17 protein-coding genes are annotated in these 15917 nt (G+C 35.2%); 8 read left to right on the plus strand and 9 right to left on the minus strand.

Annotated elements, in window-relative coordinates; translation table 11 throughout:
* The first annotated feature begins 98 nt into the window (after positions 1-98).
* Positions 99-1595: a YfcC family protein gene (locus FAF07_RS01620; protein WP_142783458.1), complete on the plus strand. Its 1497-nt coding sequence runs from the start codon at positions 99-101 to the stop codon at positions 1593-1595.
* 36 nt (positions 1596-1631) lie between these two features.
* Here the strand turns inward: FAF07_RS01620 and FAF07_RS01625 are convergent, their stop codons facing one another.
* Positions 1632-2237, minus strand: coding sequence for a DUF1684 domain-containing protein (locus FAF07_RS01625; protein ID WP_142783459.1), 606 nt, complete (start codon positions 2235-2237; stop codon positions 1632-1634).
* 252 nt (positions 2238-2489) lie between these two features.
* On the opposite strand from FAF07_RS01625, the gene FAF07_RS01630 reads away from it, so the two are divergent.
* Both FAF07_RS01630 and FAF07_RS01635 read left to right on the plus strand, forming a co-directional pair.
* Positions 2490-3698 (plus strand): MDR family MFS transporter, encoded by a 1209-nt coding sequence (locus FAF07_RS01630; protein ID WP_142783460.1) that lies wholly within the window; start codon positions 2490-2492, stop codon positions 3696-3698.
* On the plus strand, positions 3695-4072 hold the full coding sequence (locus tag FAF07_RS01635) for a VOC family protein (RefSeq protein ID WP_142783461.1): 378 nt from the start codon (positions 3695-3697) through the stop codon (positions 4070-4072). The genes FAF07_RS01630 and FAF07_RS01635 overlap by 4 nt, the downstream gene beginning before the upstream one ends.
* Positions 4073-4079: 7 nt before the next feature.
* Here FAF07_RS01635 and FAF07_RS01640 read toward each other — a convergent pair whose 3' ends face one another.
* Entirely contained in the window at positions 4080-4523 is a 444-nt protein-coding gene (locus FAF07_RS01640; protein WP_142783462.1) for an Lrp/AsnC family transcriptional regulator, read from the minus strand.
* 116 nt (positions 4524-4639) lie between these two features.
* Between FAF07_RS01640 and FAF07_RS01645 the strand changes: the two genes are divergently transcribed.
* A complete protein-coding gene (locus FAF07_RS01645; protein WP_142783463.1) occupies positions 4640-5035 on the plus strand; it encodes a hypothetical protein in 396 nt (131 codons plus the stop codon).
* A 7-nt stretch (positions 5036-5042) separates the two neighbouring features.
* On the opposite strand, the gene FAF07_RS01650 is transcribed toward FAF07_RS01645, so the two are convergent.
* The 3 genes from FAF07_RS01650 to FAF07_RS01655 all read right to left on the minus strand — a co-directional run bounded on the left by FAF07_RS01650 (position 5043) and on the right by FAF07_RS01655 (position 9050).
* A complete protein-coding gene (locus FAF07_RS01650) occupies positions 5043-5306 on the minus strand; it encodes a hypothetical protein (RefSeq protein ID WP_142783464.1) in 264 nt (87 codons plus the stop codon).
* Positions 5293-5457 (minus strand): hypothetical protein, encoded by a 165-nt coding sequence (locus FAF07_RS18445; protein ID WP_185956498.1) that lies wholly within the window; start codon positions 5455-5457, stop codon positions 5293-5295. Before FAF07_RS18445 ends, FAF07_RS01650 begins: the two co-directional genes overlap by 14 nt.
* A gap of 77 nt (positions 5458-5534) precedes the next feature.
* Positions 5535-9050 (minus strand): methylmalonyl-CoA mutase family protein, encoded by a 3516-nt coding sequence (locus FAF07_RS01655; RefSeq protein WP_142783465.1) that lies wholly within the window; start codon positions 9048-9050, stop codon positions 5535-5537.
* A 148-nt stretch (positions 9051-9198) separates the two neighbouring features.
* Between FAF07_RS01655 and purU the strand changes: the two genes are divergently transcribed.
* Together purU and FAF07_RS01665 are read left to right on the plus strand one after the other, a co-directional pair.
* Positions 9199-10050 carry a formyltetrahydrofolate deformylase gene (gene purU / locus FAF07_RS01660; protein ID WP_142783466.1) on the plus strand — a complete coding sequence of 284 codons (852 nt, stop codon included), beginning with the start codon at positions 9199-9201 and terminating at the stop codon, positions 10048-10050.
* Between the two features lie 94 nt (positions 10051-10144).
* Positions 10145-10852 carry a DUF4197 domain-containing protein gene (locus FAF07_RS01665; RefSeq protein ID WP_142783467.1) on the plus strand — a complete coding sequence of 236 codons (708 nt, stop codon included), beginning with the start codon at positions 10145-10147 and terminating at the stop codon, positions 10850-10852.
* 36 nt (positions 10853-10888) lie between these two features.
* On the opposite strand, the gene FAF07_RS01670 is transcribed toward FAF07_RS01665, so the two are convergent.
* Positions 10889-11395 carry a hypothetical protein gene (locus tag FAF07_RS01670; protein ID WP_142783468.1) on the minus strand — a complete coding sequence of 169 codons (507 nt, stop codon included), beginning with the start codon at positions 11393-11395 and terminating at the stop codon, positions 10889-10891.
* Between the two features lie 166 nt (positions 11396-11561).
* On the opposite strand from FAF07_RS01670, the gene FAF07_RS01675 reads away from it, so the two are divergent.
* Positions 11562-11759: a Lacal_2735 family protein gene (locus tag FAF07_RS01675; RefSeq protein ID WP_142783469.1), complete on the plus strand. Its 198-nt coding sequence runs from the start codon at positions 11562-11564 to the stop codon at positions 11757-11759.
* Between the two features lie 176 nt (positions 11760-11935).
* On the opposite strand, the gene FAF07_RS01680 is transcribed toward FAF07_RS01675, so the two are convergent.
* The 3 genes from FAF07_RS01680 to prfA form a co-directional block, all read right to left on the minus strand.
* Positions 11936-12736, minus strand: coding sequence for an ABC transporter substrate-binding protein (locus tag FAF07_RS01680; RefSeq protein WP_142783470.1), 801 nt, complete (start codon positions 12734-12736; stop codon positions 11936-11938).
* Positions 12737-12790: 54 nt separating this feature from the next.
* Positions 12791-13615: an orotidine-5'-phosphate decarboxylase gene (gene pyrF / locus FAF07_RS01685; RefSeq protein WP_142783471.1), complete on the minus strand. Its 825-nt coding sequence runs from the start codon at positions 13613-13615 to the stop codon at positions 12791-12793.
* A 144-nt stretch (positions 13616-13759) separates the two neighbouring features.
* On the minus strand, positions 13760-14836 hold the full coding sequence (gene prfA, locus FAF07_RS01690) for a peptide chain release factor 1 (protein WP_142783472.1): 1077 nt from the start codon (positions 14834-14836) through the stop codon (positions 13760-13762).
* A 403-nt stretch (positions 14837-15239) separates the two neighbouring features.
* Between prfA and FAF07_RS01695 the strand changes: the two genes are divergently transcribed.
* Positions 15240-15902 carry an ATP-binding cassette domain-containing protein gene (locus FAF07_RS01695; protein WP_142783473.1) on the plus strand — a complete coding sequence of 221 codons (663 nt, stop codon included), beginning with the start codon at positions 15240-15242 and terminating at the stop codon, positions 15900-15902.
* Positions 15903-15917 lie beyond the last annotated feature (15 nt).

Raw genomic sequence — 15917 nt, forward strand, 5'->3', positions numbered from 1 at the left:
TAGAAAAATAGGCAGATCTTTTTTTGGAAAGAAATTTTAACTGATTGATATTTAAAGGAGTTACCTTCGACAGGATATCGTTCACAACAAAATTATTGATGAAAAAACTAAAGTTCCCGACTGCCCAAACCATTCTGATTCTAATTGCCATATTGGTCACGCTGTTAACATGGTTCGTCCCTGCAGGAAAGTATGATAGTCTTGCCTATAATGCCACAAGTGATACATTTATCAAAACAAGCTTGGGAAAAACTGTTGAGTTACCAGCCATTCAGGAAACCTTAGAGCATCTCAGCATAAAAATTCCAATAGAGAAATTCACGAATGGGGATATTTATAAGCCCATTAGCATTCCCAATACGTATAACAAACTGGAATCAAAACCACAAGGATTAGCAGATTTAGCACAATCGCCAATAAAAGGAATCATTGCGGCGGCTGATATTATTTTTTTAATTCTGATTATCGGAGGCCTAATAGGTATCATGAATCTCACAGGTGCTTTTGATGCTGGAATTTCGTGGATGGCAAAAGTACTTAAAGGCAGAGAATATTTCCTAATCATAGTCGTAACGATACTTATTGCCGCTGGCGGAACCACATTTGGTCTCGCTGAAGAAACCATGGCCTTCTATCCTATTTTAATCCCCGTTTTTCTTGCTGCTAAATATGATGCTATGGTAGGACTTGCCTGTATTTTTCTAGGTTCAGGGATCGGAACCATGTGCTCTACTGTAAATCCATTTTCTACAATTATTGCTTCAGATGCCGCTGGAATAAACTGGACAACTGGTCTCACTAATCGTGTAATTATGTTTGTTTTGTGCCTTGTTATTACCATTCTATATATTCTGTATTATGCAAAACGCGTCAAAGCAGATCCTGCAAAGTCACTTATTTCTGATCAAAAAGAAGAATTAGAAATCTTATTTGGATTAAATACCATGAATACAACAACAAAATTCACGCCTAGATTGAGACTGATTATTACTGTATTCTCTTTATGTTTCGTTATTATGATTGTGGGTGTATCATTTTTGGATTGGTGGTTTGTAGAAATGACTACAACGTTTCTTGTTGGTGCCATTATTATTGGGGTTATCGCTAGAATAAAAGAAAGCATTTTTGTAGAAACTTTTGCCAAAGGTGCTGCCGAATTATTGGGTGTCGCATTTATAGTTGGTATTGCAAGAGGGGTAACTATTCTTATGGAAGATGGGCTTATTAGCGATACCATTCTATATCATGCCAGCACGGTAACCCAAGGTATGAACAAAGGCGTATTTGCAAATGTTATGCTCTTTATTTATGGAGGCTTGTCTTTTTTCATGCCATCATCATCTGGAATGGCCGTCTTGACCATGCCAATTATGTCACCCTTGGCAGATACTGTAAATATAGGCAGGGAAGTTATTGTTGACACGTATCAATATGGAATGGGTCTGTTCTACTTAATTAATCCTACAGCCTTAATTTTAGCAGCATTGGCTATTGTTAAAATTGGCTTTGATAAATGGTTAAAGTTTATAATACCTCTACTATTCATATTATTAATTACAACCATGGCCTTTTTAACATGGTCTGTTTATTATTAATGATACCGTGCGAATTTGTATAGCAAATTCCTTTAATCAATTCTTCTTAAAAACCTTAACGCCAGCCTCAATTCTAGTTTTTAAATAATTTTCTCGGGGTACAATAGGACAAGAATATGTCTCATTATAAGCGCAATATGGATTATAAGCGGTATTAAAATCAATAATGATAGTATCACTTTCGGGTATTTTGGTATCTATATATCTTCCACCGCCGTAAGTTTCCAACCCATTTGTTTCATCTGAAAAAGGCAAAAATAGATAATCTTCATAGCCTTCTTTTTCCATCAAATCTTCACCTTGATAGATATTGAGTTGATATGCGTTTCCTTTTAATGTAAACGATAGTATGCCATACACACGTTCTTTAGATAATCTATCTGTAGTGGTTTTCATATTAAACCATGGTGAATCTGGAGTTCTTTTAAGAATCGCTTGCACTACATAGGAAGAATCAAATTTAAAAAAGTCTAGGCCTTCAAAAGATTTTCTGTCCTTCTCTTTTAATGGTGATGTAGTGACATCTTTAAACTCGGCATTAATAGTTCTTTGAAAATCAGTATTACCCTTTACAGGTCGCTTATCTTGCGAACAGCTCGCTAAAGAAACCATACCTAAAAACAAGATCATCAAATATTTCATAATATTTTTTAATTCAAAAGTACAACTTATCAATATTTTATATAGATTTGACAAAGCAAAAAACAAACATGTACCATAACATCACAATTTATAGAAAGCAGTGGACTTCTTCAAACCGAAGCCGAGGGACGTGTTATTTATTGTGATGCTAAAAGATACATTTTTACAATATATAAAAGTCCGACCGCAACGTCGGACTTTTTTTGTCCTCAATCCAATTATTTAAACCTCCCATATGATTTAGAAATACACATGAAAACATTATTCACCAATTACCTGAACACCTTTAAAGGGCTCTCAAAAGAAGTTTGGTGGCTTGCGCTCATCACATTAATTAATAGAGCGGGCACTATGGTCATCCCTTTCTTGTCTTTATACTTAACCAAAAGCCTTAACTTTTCTCTAGCCGATGTTGGTTGGATTATGAGTGCGTTTGGATTAGGCTCTGTGGTTGGCTCATGGTTAGGTGGTAAACTTACTGATAAAATTGGTTATTATAAAGTCATGGTTTTTAGCTTGTTTTGCACAGGTATATTATTTGTTGCCTTACAGTTTCTCACCTCATTTGTGGCGTTTTCATTAGGCATTTTTTTAGTAATGTTGGTTGCAGATATGTTTCGTCCGGCGATGTTTGTAGCATTAAGCGCTTACAGCAAACCAGAAAATAAAACACGTTCAGTCACCTTAATAAGACTTGCTATAAATTTAGGCTTTTCTGCAGGACCTGCAATTGGCGGTATAATAATCACAACACTTGGGTATGCTGGTTTATTTTGGGTGGATGGCATTACATGTGTCATCGCGACGTTAGTACTTACCTATGTTTTAAATCCGAAGACTACAAAAACCTTGGACGATGTCAAGACAGAACACCCAAAATCTGCTTATCATGATAAGGCATTCTTAATATTTTTAGTAGCCATGGTTCTTTTTGGAGTGGTGTTTTTACAATACTTTTCAACGATGCCTTTGTATTATAAGGATGTTCACTATTTAACGGAGTTAGATATAGGTTTGCTGTTAGGGATGAATGGTTTTATCATTTTTGTATTTGAAATGCCATTGATTAAATGGCTTGAAAATACCACATTTACGAAATCGGGACTTATGCTTTTTGGAGCCATTCTTACGGGGCTGAGCTTTCTTATTTTAAACCTGAGCTCATGGATTGGGGTTTTAGTCATTGGGATGTTACTAATGACATTTGGTGAAATGATTGCTTTTCCGTTTTCAAACGCATTTGCTATGGATCGCGCTAAAAAAGGAAATCAAGGCGAATACATGGCACTCTATTCTATTGCCTTTTCAATGGCCCATATTTTTGGGCACAATGCCGGTATGCGCATGGTAGACCAATTAGGTTTTGATAACACGTGGTATATCGTTACATTGTTGGCAGGAGTTTGCGTGTTTTTGCTGTTTTTTTTAAGTCAATATTTAAATCGAAAGAAATTATTATGAATTTAAACCAAATAACTATTTCTTCTTTGGATGTTGAAAAAGCAGCTGCATTTTATAAAATATTAGGATTGCGTCTTATTGTAGATTCAGCCCCAAAATATGTTAGGTTTGAGTGTCCTGATGGTGATGCTACTTTTTCTATTCATCAAGTTAAGGAATTACCAAAAGGAAATAGAATTACTATTTATTTTGAAGATGATAACTTAGATGAATGGGTATCTCAGCTACTTGAAAAAGGAATTATATTTTTACAATTGCCAATAAATATGGATTGGTTATGGCGCGAAGCCCATTTACAAGATCCTGATGGTAATCACATAATTTTATTTCACGCTGGGAAAAACAGAAAAAACCCACCTTGGCAAATTGATTAAATAGTATTTATTGAATGGCTTTAATTTCATTTAATTTTACAACATCAGAAAGCACAATTTGGGTCTTTGTTTCACCATAAATTATGAGTTGATCAATAAAGGCTTCCAAGTGCTTCTGATTTTTTAAAACCACTTCCATCACTATATTTTCATCACCCGTGATACGGTAACAATTCAGTACCTCATTATAGGTTTTAACCTTTTCTAAAAATGGTTTTAATTTACCCATAAATGCCCGTAGCGTAATAATTGCCTTAAGTTGATAACCAACTTCTAGTGGAGAAACCATAGTTTTGTAGCCTTCTATAATGCCAAGGTCTTCCATCTTTTTTATACGTTCGGAAACCGCTGGAGAACTAACCCCAACCCTTCTGCCAATTTCCGCAGAGGATAGTCTTGCGTTTTCCTGTAAACACTTTAAAATCTTCCAATTGAGCGTATCTATATTCATCAAAAGAAATTTAACTATAATTAATTAAAATTTAAAGTAAATATACATATTTACTTTAAAACCTAAAGTTGTATCTCATTTCTTGTGACTAATTTTGATAAAATTGCTTTTGAATCATGTCAGCTAACATCCCATCACATTTGTTTGAGATGCCTATTTATAAAAAGGCCATAGAAATTTTTGCTTTATCGCAAAACATTTCTAGATATCTCAATCATGATTTGTCCCATTTGAATTCGGATGGTTCAGAAGATGTAGACATCTATTTTTCTGGTGATATTGTACAACAATCGGTTTCTCTCTTACCAGAAATTGTTAGTGCGGAGTTGGAGCGTTATTCAGAAAGAAAACATTACCATATTGCTTCATTAAAAAGGCTTACCAATAAATTATATAGTAACTCTTATCGATTAGAAAAATCTAACAGCAATGGGAAAGATTTTTTACCCATTTTAAGAAGTGAATTAAAGAAGTTTAGAAAACTTCAGCGCAGTTGGATGTTAACCCTATAATAGCAACTTATTTCTTAGTAAATTTTTGTGCGCAACCTTCTATACATGGATACCAAAGAATTAAATGATTTCCGTCGAGATCATAATAGACCTTCGTTTCATTCAAACCACATTTTTCCGAAGTAATTTCACCATCACTAAAATCGTTGGGCATCTCGGTGTATATACCAGTATGGGTTTCGCCAACATCTGCAGTCATAAAACATAAACTACCGTTAGATTTTACACTACCATCATCAAAAAAATGAATGGTTCTACTACGTGTTAACACTTGTAAAAACACCGCTTCCGTCGCCTGGATCTGTTAATTGTTCAATAAGTTTCCACGATCCAATTAATGACACATCTTTTTTTGGATTGCTATCGTCATTAGAACAACTGACAAACATTAAAACCACAACAAATAGTAAAACAGTCTTCATTTAAAATATTTCAAACCTTATCTATTTTTGAGATGCCATAAATACAAAATGGTTGCGCGATAAATAATCATTTAAAATTACATATTTCTGCGATACTGCCCTCCTACTTCAAAAAGAGCATGTGTAATTTCCCCTAAAGAGCAGACTTTACAAACCTCCATCAGAGCTTCAAAAATATTTTCGTTATGAATCGCTTTCTGCTGAAGTTCCTTTAAAAGATCTTTGGTATCATGCGCTTGATGAAGTTGCTCTAAGGTTTTAATTTGAAACTCCTTCTCTTCTTCAGTGGCCCGAATAACCTCTTTTGGAATGACCGTTGGTGAGCCTTTAGAACTCAAAAAGGTGTTCACCCCAATAATCGGGAATTCGCCATTGTGTTTCAAGGTTTCATAATACAAGCTTTCTTCTTGAATTTTCGAACGTTGGTACATGGTTTCCATAGCACCTAAAACGCCACCACGCTCTGTAATTCTGTCAAATTCCAAAAGCACTGCTTCTTCAACAAGATCTGTTAATTCTTCAATAATGAAAGAACCTTGGATCGGGTTTTCGTTTTTGGCTAAGCCCAATTCCTTATTAATAATAAGCTGAATGGCCATGGCACGACGTACAGATTCTTCGGTTGGCGTTGTAATAGCTTCATCGTACGCATTGGTATGCAAGGAATTACAGTTGTCATAAATAGCATATAATGCCTGAAGCGTAGTACGAATATCATTAAAATCAATTTCTTGAGCATGCAAACTCCTACCCGAAGTTTGAATATGATATTTGAGCATTTGGGCTCTATCATTCGCTGCATATTTATGCTTCATCGCTTTTGCCCAAATTTTACGGGCGACTCTACCAATGACCGCATATTCTGGATCGACACCATTGGAAAAGAAAAAAGATAAATTAGGCCCGAATTTATTTATGTCCATACCTCTACTTAAATAGTACTCCACATAGGTAAATCCGTTAGATAAGGTTAGAGCCAATTGCGTTATGGGGTTGGCACCGGCTTCTGCAATATGATAGCCAGAAATGGAAACCGAATAAAAGTTTCGCACATTATTTTTAATAAAATATTCCTGCACATCGCCCATTAACCGCAAGGCAAATTCCGTAGAAAAAATACAGGTATTTTGTGCTTGATCTTCTTTTAAAATATCGGCTTGTACCGTTCCACGAACCTGTGCAATGGTTTTGATTTTGATATCCTCGTACACCACTTTTGGAAGCACGCGATCGCCTGTAATACCTAGAAGCATTAATCCTAACCCATTATTGGACTCAGGGAGTTCGCCATTATAACTTGGACGTTCTTTGCCTTTATAAAAGGCTGTGATTTTTTCCTCGACTTCATTCTCTAAGCCATTCTCTTTGATGTACAACTCACATTGCTGATCGATGGCTGCATTCATAAAAAAGCCTAACAACATAGGTGCAGGGCCATTAATGGTCATACTTACCGAAGTCATTACATCTGCCAAATTAAAGCCAGAATATAACTTTTTAGCATCGTCCAAACAACAAATAGACACTCCAGCATTTCCGATTTTACCATAAATATCAGGCCGATAATCCGGATCGTTGCCATACAGGGTCACACTATCAAACGCCGTAGACAAACGCTTAGCAGGGAGACCAGCGCTCACATAATGAAACCGTCTATTTGTACGTTCTGGTCCACCTTCGCCAGCAAACATCCTTGCAGGGTCTTCTCCAGTTCTTTTAAAGGGATACAAACCAGAGGCAAAGGGAAATTCACCCGGGACATTTTCTTGCAAACACCATTTTAAAATATCTCCCCAAGCTTGGTATTTTGGTAAAGCCACTTTAGGAATTTGTAAATGTGATAAAGACTCGGTATGCGTTTCAATTTTTATCTCTTTATCTCGAACGTTAAATGAATAGATTGGGTTCTTGTATTTGTTCACTTTTTCAGTCCAACCTGTAATTATTTCCCAGTTATAGGGATCTAAATTCAATTTTATACGATCAAATTCTCCTATAAGAAGTTTTACAAAATCATTATTCTCATTCTGTTCCGAAAGGTTTAGGGATTGTTTAAGAATGGCATCACTATTCAATCCGTGCTTATCAAGAAGCGTTTGCTTTGATTCGCTCGAAAGGATATTAAGGACAGATTCTATAGTTTTATAAATGCCATACAATCGTTGAGCGACTTCAACTTGTTCATCTGACTTTTTATCATAGGCCCGATTGCTTTCTGCAATTTCAGATAAATACCGCGTTCTTGCTGGTGGAATGACGAAAATTTTCTCGCTCATTTCATCAGAAATAGTAAAGGTTGATTTTAAATCAGTTTCCGTCTTATCAACCAACTTATCCATCACCGCTTTGTAAAGCGTATTCATCCCTGGGTCATTAAATTGTGAAGCGATGGTTCCATAAACTGGCAACTCATCTTGAGGAATATCCCAAAGATTATTGTTCCGCATGTACTGTTTTTTAACGTCACGAAGTGCATCTAATGACCCGCGTTTGTCAAATTTATTAATGGCCACTAAATCGGCAAAATCCAACATATCAATTTTTTCTAACTGCGTCGCTGCACCAAACTCTGGCGTCATTACATATAAAGAGACGTCACTATGTTCTATAATCTCGGTGTCTGATTGTCCGATTCCTGATGTTTCCAAAATGATGAGATCATATTCTGCGGCCTTTAAAACCTCAACAGCTTCATGAACATATTTAGATAATGCCAAATTAGATTGACGTGTCGCCAAACTACGCATATACACGCGCGAATTGTTGATGGAATTCATTCTAATTCTATCCCCTAAAAGGGCACCGCCCGTTTTGCGTTTAGAAGGATCTACAGACACCAGTCCTACGGTCTTTTCTGGAAAATCTATTAAAAAACGTCTCACCAATTCATCAACCAAACTTGATTTACCAGCTCCACCTGTACCCGTAATTCCTAAAACAGCCCCACCTAGCCTCCCCGAAGGGGAGGAACTCTTCTGGGAAAATACTTTTTCAAAATCTTCATGATTGTTTTCAGCAAGTGAAATTAATCTAGCAATCGTTTTTACATCTTTTTTCTTCAAATTTTCAAAGACCTTTTTACTCCCCAAACTTATTAACCAAGACGCATCTGTATTGTGATTGACAGAATTTTTTTGTTCCCCTCCTTTGGAGGGGTTGGGGGAGGCTTTTTCTACTAAATCATTAATCATCCCTTGCAATCCCATCTCTCGTCCGTCATCTGGAGAATAAATACGGGAAATCCCATAATCCATTAATTCCTTAATCTCTAATGGTAATATAACACCGCCGCCGCCGCCAAAAATCTTGATATGTTCTGCGCCTTTTTTCTTTAAAAGGTCATACATATATTTAAAATACTCATTATGTCCACCTTGGTATGAGGTTAAACAAATCGCATTAACATCTTCTTGAATAGCTGTATTCACCACTTCTTCAACACTCCTATCGTGGCCCAAATGAATGACTTCGACCCCTGTGGATTGGATGATTCTACGCATTATATTAATAGAGGCATCATGGCCATCAAAAAGAGATGCTGCCGTTACTATGCGAACTTTATGTTTTGGATGATATGGAGTTGCTTGTTTCATTCGTAATGAATCTTAATTTTTAGTGCTGCAATTTACGAAATATTCAAAAAAATATAGCATTTACAGATGATTATCTAAAATTATAAAAATGAAAAAGCAGCTATATAATTTTAGACTAAATTTAGCCTCAAGAAGCGCTTAAAATCAAATGAATACTATCACCATTTTAATTCACTGCAAGGACCAATCTAACATCATTGCCTCCGTGACCAACTTCATTTCGAACAATAACGGAAACATCGTTTATATAGATCAACATGTAGATAGAGAACAGAACATCTTTTTTATGCGATTGGAAAGTGAATTTCCAGATACTTTTGCTATAGAGCAATTTAAAATTACCTTTAAAGAAACCTTGGCCAATACTTTTAATATGAAATGGCGCATGTATTCTTCTGAAAAAAAGCCTAAAATGGCGGTGTTTGTTTCTAAATACGACCATTGTCTGTATGATTTATTGGGAAGGTATAACTCTGGCGAACTGAATTTAGAGATTCCTTTTATTATTAGTAATCACGATGATCTAAAACCCATTGCTGAGGCGTTTAACATTCCTTTTTATCATATTCCGGTAACCAAAGACACCAAAGCTCTGGCTGAAAAGAAACAACTTGACTTATTGGAAAAATTTGATATTGATTTTATTGTGCTGGCACGCTATATGCAGATTATTTCTGAACGTTTGATTGATAAATACCCAAATAAAATCATTAATATCCATCATTCTTTTTTACCGGCTTTTGTAGGTGCGAAACCGTATCATTCTGCCTTTAAGCGTGGCGTTAAAATTATTGGTGCCACAAGTCATTATGTCACGGAAGAACTTGATGCTGGTCCGATTATAGAACAAGATGTTACACGAGTGACACATGCGCATTCCATTCATGATTTAATAGCAAAAGGGCGTGATTTAGAAAAAATTGTGCTAGCCAATGCAGTGAAACTTCATGCCAACAGAAAGGTGATGGTCTATAATAACAAGACGGTTATATTTTCATAATCACCATACTCTAATTCAGATTTTATCATTAATATTTTATTAGGTGTAACCTATAAAATATATCTTTCTTATATTGACAAAAAAACCCAAAATCATGATACGAAAATTTTTAATACTCCTATTGGTAATCAATGTAACTGCTTGTGCAGAATTACAAGAAGTGGTTAGCCAACTGCCTCAAGGTGGCATAGGAAATACCGAAATTGCCTCGGGATTGAGACAAGCCTTAGACTTTGGTATTGACAAACAAGTTACAAAACTGACCCAAACTGATGGATTTTATAAAAATGAACTGGTTAAAATTCTATTACCTCAAGAGCTTCAAAAAGTGGATAAAGCCCTAAGGGATATTGGTTTAAGTAGTCTAGCAGATGAAGGCTTAAAAGTACTTAACAGAGCTGCTGAAGATGCCGTTAAAGAGGCAACGCCTATTTTTATTGATGCTGTCAAAGGCATTACATTTGCAGATGCAAAGCATATTTTACTGGGAAGCGATACGGCGGCTACCCAATATCTAACCTCTAAAACGCAAACCGCGCTGTACAATAAATTTAATCCTGTTATTAAAAACTCATTTAGTAAAGTTGGTGCAGATGAGATTTGGAGCAACTTGATTAACAGATATAATGCCATTCCATTCACATCAAATGTGAATCCAGATTTAACAGATTATGTTACCGATGAAGCGCTCAAAGGCGTTTTTACCATGATTGGTATTGAAGAAAAAGAAATTAGAACAAAAATCTCTTCACGAACCACAGATTTATTGAGGCGTGTTTTTGCTTTACAGGATAGATCTTAACTAAACCTTTATAATTATTAAAAACCAAATGACAACTCATTTGGTTTTTTTATACAAGCCATCAAAAGCTACTGTAATTTCATTGCCGCTGGTTATAGTTTCCCAATATTGCCGTACAGATCCGTCTTCATTTAAGGTCCACGTTACACGATGAATAAAAGGCTTTTGGTCTTTATTCATAGCCTCATCTGTTTTCAAAATCATCTGGTTCCCTTTCCTATTCCCTTTTAGATGCAAACTTCCGCCTTGATTATCAATCCAAATCTGTTCCCATTGCTTCGTTTTAAAATTGAAAAAGCTGTTACTCGTTCCTGTATACTTTCCTTTGGCACTTGTCCAGTTCTCCTGTAGTATGCAATTATCCTGAATTTTTACAATTTTATTTGTCCCTGCCAAAGTACTATCAGGATTAGTTACGGTCCAATTTCCTAACCAAAAGTCAAATTCTGTATGCTTTTCGGTACAGCAATTACAGGGTTTGTTTTGTGTGTTACCGCTACTTGGAAATAGGGTGATGATTAATAAATAAAAAAATATTTTCATAGAATTCGATACTTTGACGGACTCTTAAATTTATGATTTAAATTTTTAAAAATTGAATCCTTAACAATATCTTAAGACAACATCTCAATTAAGCACCATAAAAACTGAATACAGTACATTGTAATAAAAATAAATCCACTATCTTTATAAATATAACCACCTTATTATGAACCGCATAGATCGCATCAAGGACAATCAAACAAAATTAAAGGAGCGCTATAAAATTTTAATAGAAAAGGCTTACAATTTTCGACAAACTGATTCCGCACTGAGTGATATTTCGGAATACAAAGCCATCAAACTTCTTAATAAATTAAACCGCCTTAAGTATTTGTCAAGAGAAAGTCAACAGGTTTCTGCTTAATTTAATATTTCTTTAACCTTTTCGTCACATCTAAAACGCACAAAACCACGTACTTTACTTAAAACATGTTATGAGTACTCATTTTTGTAAAGTTGGAAAAATCAAGCCTAATTTGAATAAATTAATTAGCTTAAAAGAATTAGAAACCATTATTTTGAATTTCGTTGATGACGCCACTAAGGTTGACTATGATGAAGGCTTGAACCTAACGTCTTAAAATACGGAAAGGCTTTAATAAGTCTTGAACCGTACCAAGAAAACATTTCTCCATCTACTAATACTATTTTAGCATTGGGATAAACTTCCTGCAACTCCATTTGATGCTTCATTTTGAATGGATAAGGTTCGCTAGAGAGCAATACCAGTTCAACACCTTTATTAATTTCAGGCTTACTGAAATTAATTTCTGGGTAGCGCTCTAAATTTTTAAACACATTTTCAAATTTGTTTAAATGCATCATGTAATCTATGTATGTATTACTTCCCGCCACCATCCATGGGTTTTTCCAAATAAAATAAACGGTTTTAAAATTAGAATATACTTTGGCTTCATTTTCAAATACATCCTTTTCACTATTGATTCTTTTGATAATTGAATGTGCTACATGTGCTTTATTGAAAATTTTGCCATACATTTTTATAAGTTCTAAACTGTCTTCTACAGAATAAATATCGGAAACGTGAATTGGACAAATGTCTTGGCACATGTCTACAATAGCTTTTGTATTTTCCTCTTTATTGCAAAGAATAATATCTGGGTGTAAGGCTTTAATTTTTTCTAAATGAATTTGCTTCGTGCCACCAACCACGGTTGCATAGGTTCTTATATGATGAGGATGTACACAGAATTTAGTGACCCCAACTAGAGCAGATTCCAATCCTAAATCGCAAAGTAATTCGGTTTGACTGGGTACTAAAGAAACAATACGTTTTGGGATTTCCTTTAAATGGAGGGTTCTGTTTAGTTGGTCTCTCATATTACTCGTTCACAGTCGCAGTAATCAGTTTTATTCGGGGTCACCTGAAACTGGTTACTGCGACTGGTTACTCAAAATCAGTTCCATTTCTTGCTGAAGTTCCTCAGCTTTTAGGCGTGCGGCCTCAGCGAAATTGTCCTTATTAGAAGCATAAATTATGCCCCTTGAAGAATTAATAAGCAAACCAATATTTTCGCTCATTCCAAATTTACAAACGTCTTGTAAGTTTCCACCCTGGGCACCAACACCAGGTACCAATAAAAAGCTATTTGGCACAATTTTTCTAATGTCTGTAAAGTATTCTGCTTTTGTAGCGCCTACTACATACATCAAATTTTCAGAATTTGTCCATGATTTTGAAATTTCCAAAACATGTTTGTAAAGTGATTTTCCTTCGACCGTTTTTGTTTGAAAATCGAAAGCCCCTTCGTTCGAAGTTAAGGCCAACATAATAGTATGCTTATTTTTAAAAGTCAAAAAAGGCTCCACCGAATCTTTTCCCATATATGGGGCAACGGTAACCGAATCAAAGCCCAAATCATTGAAAAATGCTTCAGCGTACATGGCACTGGTGTTACCAATATCACCACGTTTAGCATCGGCAATAGTGAAAATTTCAGGATGGTTTTTATTTAAATAATTGATGGTCTTTTCTAGTGCTTTCCAACCTTTTAAACCATAGGCTTCGTAAAAGGCCGTATTGGGTTTATAGGCTACACACAAATGATGAGTGGCGTCAATAATGACCTTATTGAATTCGAAAATTGGATCTTCTTTCTTAAGAAGATGTGATGGAATTTTTCTTAAATCTACATCTAAACCAATACAAAGAAAGGATTTCTTTTTTTTAATTTGATCTATAAGTTGGGTTGTTGTCATGCCTCCTTAATCCTCCTAAGGAGGAAATTGTTATGGGATTACTCTTTTGTTTTTCTTATTATTCCGATGCTAAATTCAACCAAGCTCTAAAAAGGTTCATTTCCGGCAGCGTGTCTTTCCATTCGAAAAAGCCTCAGATTGGAGTTAAATCACTTCATCACTAGCTTTCAACTTTTCTGTGTTTTCAGCCAATTGTAATTCATCAATTATTTTTTGAATATCGCCATTTACAATATTCGATAAATCGTAAAGTGTTAATCCTATTCTATGGTCTGTGACACGGCCTTGAGAGTAGTTATAGGTTCTAATTTTTGCACTTCTATCACCCGATGATACCATACTGCCACGCTTTGCAGCATCTTCTTCATTCTTTTTAGCCAACTCCATATCGTACAAACGTGATCGCAATACTTTAAAGGCTTTTTCCTTGTTCTTGTGTTGCGATTTTTGATCTTGACATTGCGCTACCAATCCTGTTGGAATATGGGTTAATCGCACCGCAGAATATGTGGTGTTTACCGATTGTCCTCCTGGACCTGAAGAACAGAAAAAATCAATTCGAACATCTTTAGGGTTTATTTCTACATCAAATTCCTCTGCTTCTGGAAACACCATAACCGTTGCTGCACTGGTATGAACACGACCTTGAGTTTCGGTCTGGGGTACGCGCTGTACGCGGTGTACTCCAGCTTCAAATTTTAATGTCCCATAAACATCATTTCCGGTCACTTCAAACTGTATTTCTTTAAAACCACCATTGGTGCCTTCGCTAAAATCGACAGTATCCAATTTCCAACCTCTGCCTTCACAGTATTTGGTGTACATTCTAAATAAATCGCCTGCAAAAATACTCGCTTCATCACCACCAGTTCCTGCACGTAATTCTACCACCGCATTTTTAGTGTCTTCTGGATCTCTGGGAATTAAAAGAAAACGGATCTCATCTTCTAATTTCGGGATGCGGTCTTTGGCTTCATCATATTGCATTTTAGCCATATCTACCATTTCTGGATCGCTACCATCTGCAATAATTTCTTCGGCCTCAGTAATATTATCGGTGAGTTCTATATATTCTTCGCGCTTATCGATAAGCAGTTTTAAATCTTTGTATTCTTTGTTAAGCTGCACGTAACGCTTTTGGTCAGTAATAATATCTGGTTGAATTATTAAATCACTAACCTCATCAAAACGCTGCTTTATTATCTGTAATTTCTCTAACATCTGCCTTTTTTAATTGGGACTCAAAAATACGATAAATTATCAATTTTTAACAGTAAGATTGATTAGTAATCAACGGTTCTAAAAAATATTCTCGACTATTGCTCGTTATAAAAAGTATTATGCAACGATTATTTTCTGTCTTTTTGTTTTATAGACCTTTTATTATGTGGTCTTTCGGTATTAATATTTTGCTGTCATTCATGCAATACAATACGATACCGATACTACTAGTAAAACTATTACTCGTTATCTTCCTATGGTATTTTATAAACCAAACCGCATCTAAACGGAAACTGTTGTTCTATAAAAATTTAGGTGTTTCTACTTTCAAATTATTTTCGCTACTCTTTTTAATTGATCTGTTTTTAAGTGTACCTTTCCTTTTAATTCTCAAAGCATTTAGGTGACATTAGAAATAGATAATGTTGAACTATATTTCAATAACAACTGCATTTTAAATAGCGTCTATTTAAAAGCCGAAACTGGAAAAATTACAGGAATTTTGGGTAGTAATGGAAGTGGAAAAAGCTGCTTACTTCAAATTATTTTTGGAAACCTAAAATCTAAATACAAATTAGTCCGTCTTGATAATAAACCCATTTTAAAACCCTTATATCAAACTCAATTAATTAGCTACCTACCTCAGTATCATTTTATCCCAAACCGCATGCGCATTAAAAATGCTTTCATATTGTTCAAAGTATCTTGGGATAGTTTTATTATTGATTTTGACACTTTCAAAGCAACAAAAGACACAAGATTCAATCTACTTTCAGGTGGGGAGCAACGTTTAATGGAAACTTATATCATTTTAAAAAGTGACAGAAAAATTATTTTATTGGATGAACCTTTTTCTCATTTAGCGCCTTTGTATATTGAAAAAATAAAAACTTTAATTTCCGAAGAAAAAGAACATAAAGCAATCATTATAACGGACCATATGTATCGTCATATTGTGAATGTTTCAGACGCCATTTACCTTATTAAGGACGGTCATACAAAACGCATTAATAACCTGACGGAACTTGAGGATTATAAATATTTAAGCTTTGGTGCTTTAGATTAAAAAAGGAAGCCAACC

The sequence above is a fragment of the Changchengzhania lutea genome (assembly GCF_006974145.1).
In the GTDB taxonomy this organism is placed as follows: domain Bacteria; phylum Bacteroidota; class Bacteroidia; order Flavobacteriales; family Flavobacteriaceae; genus Changchengzhania; species Changchengzhania lutea.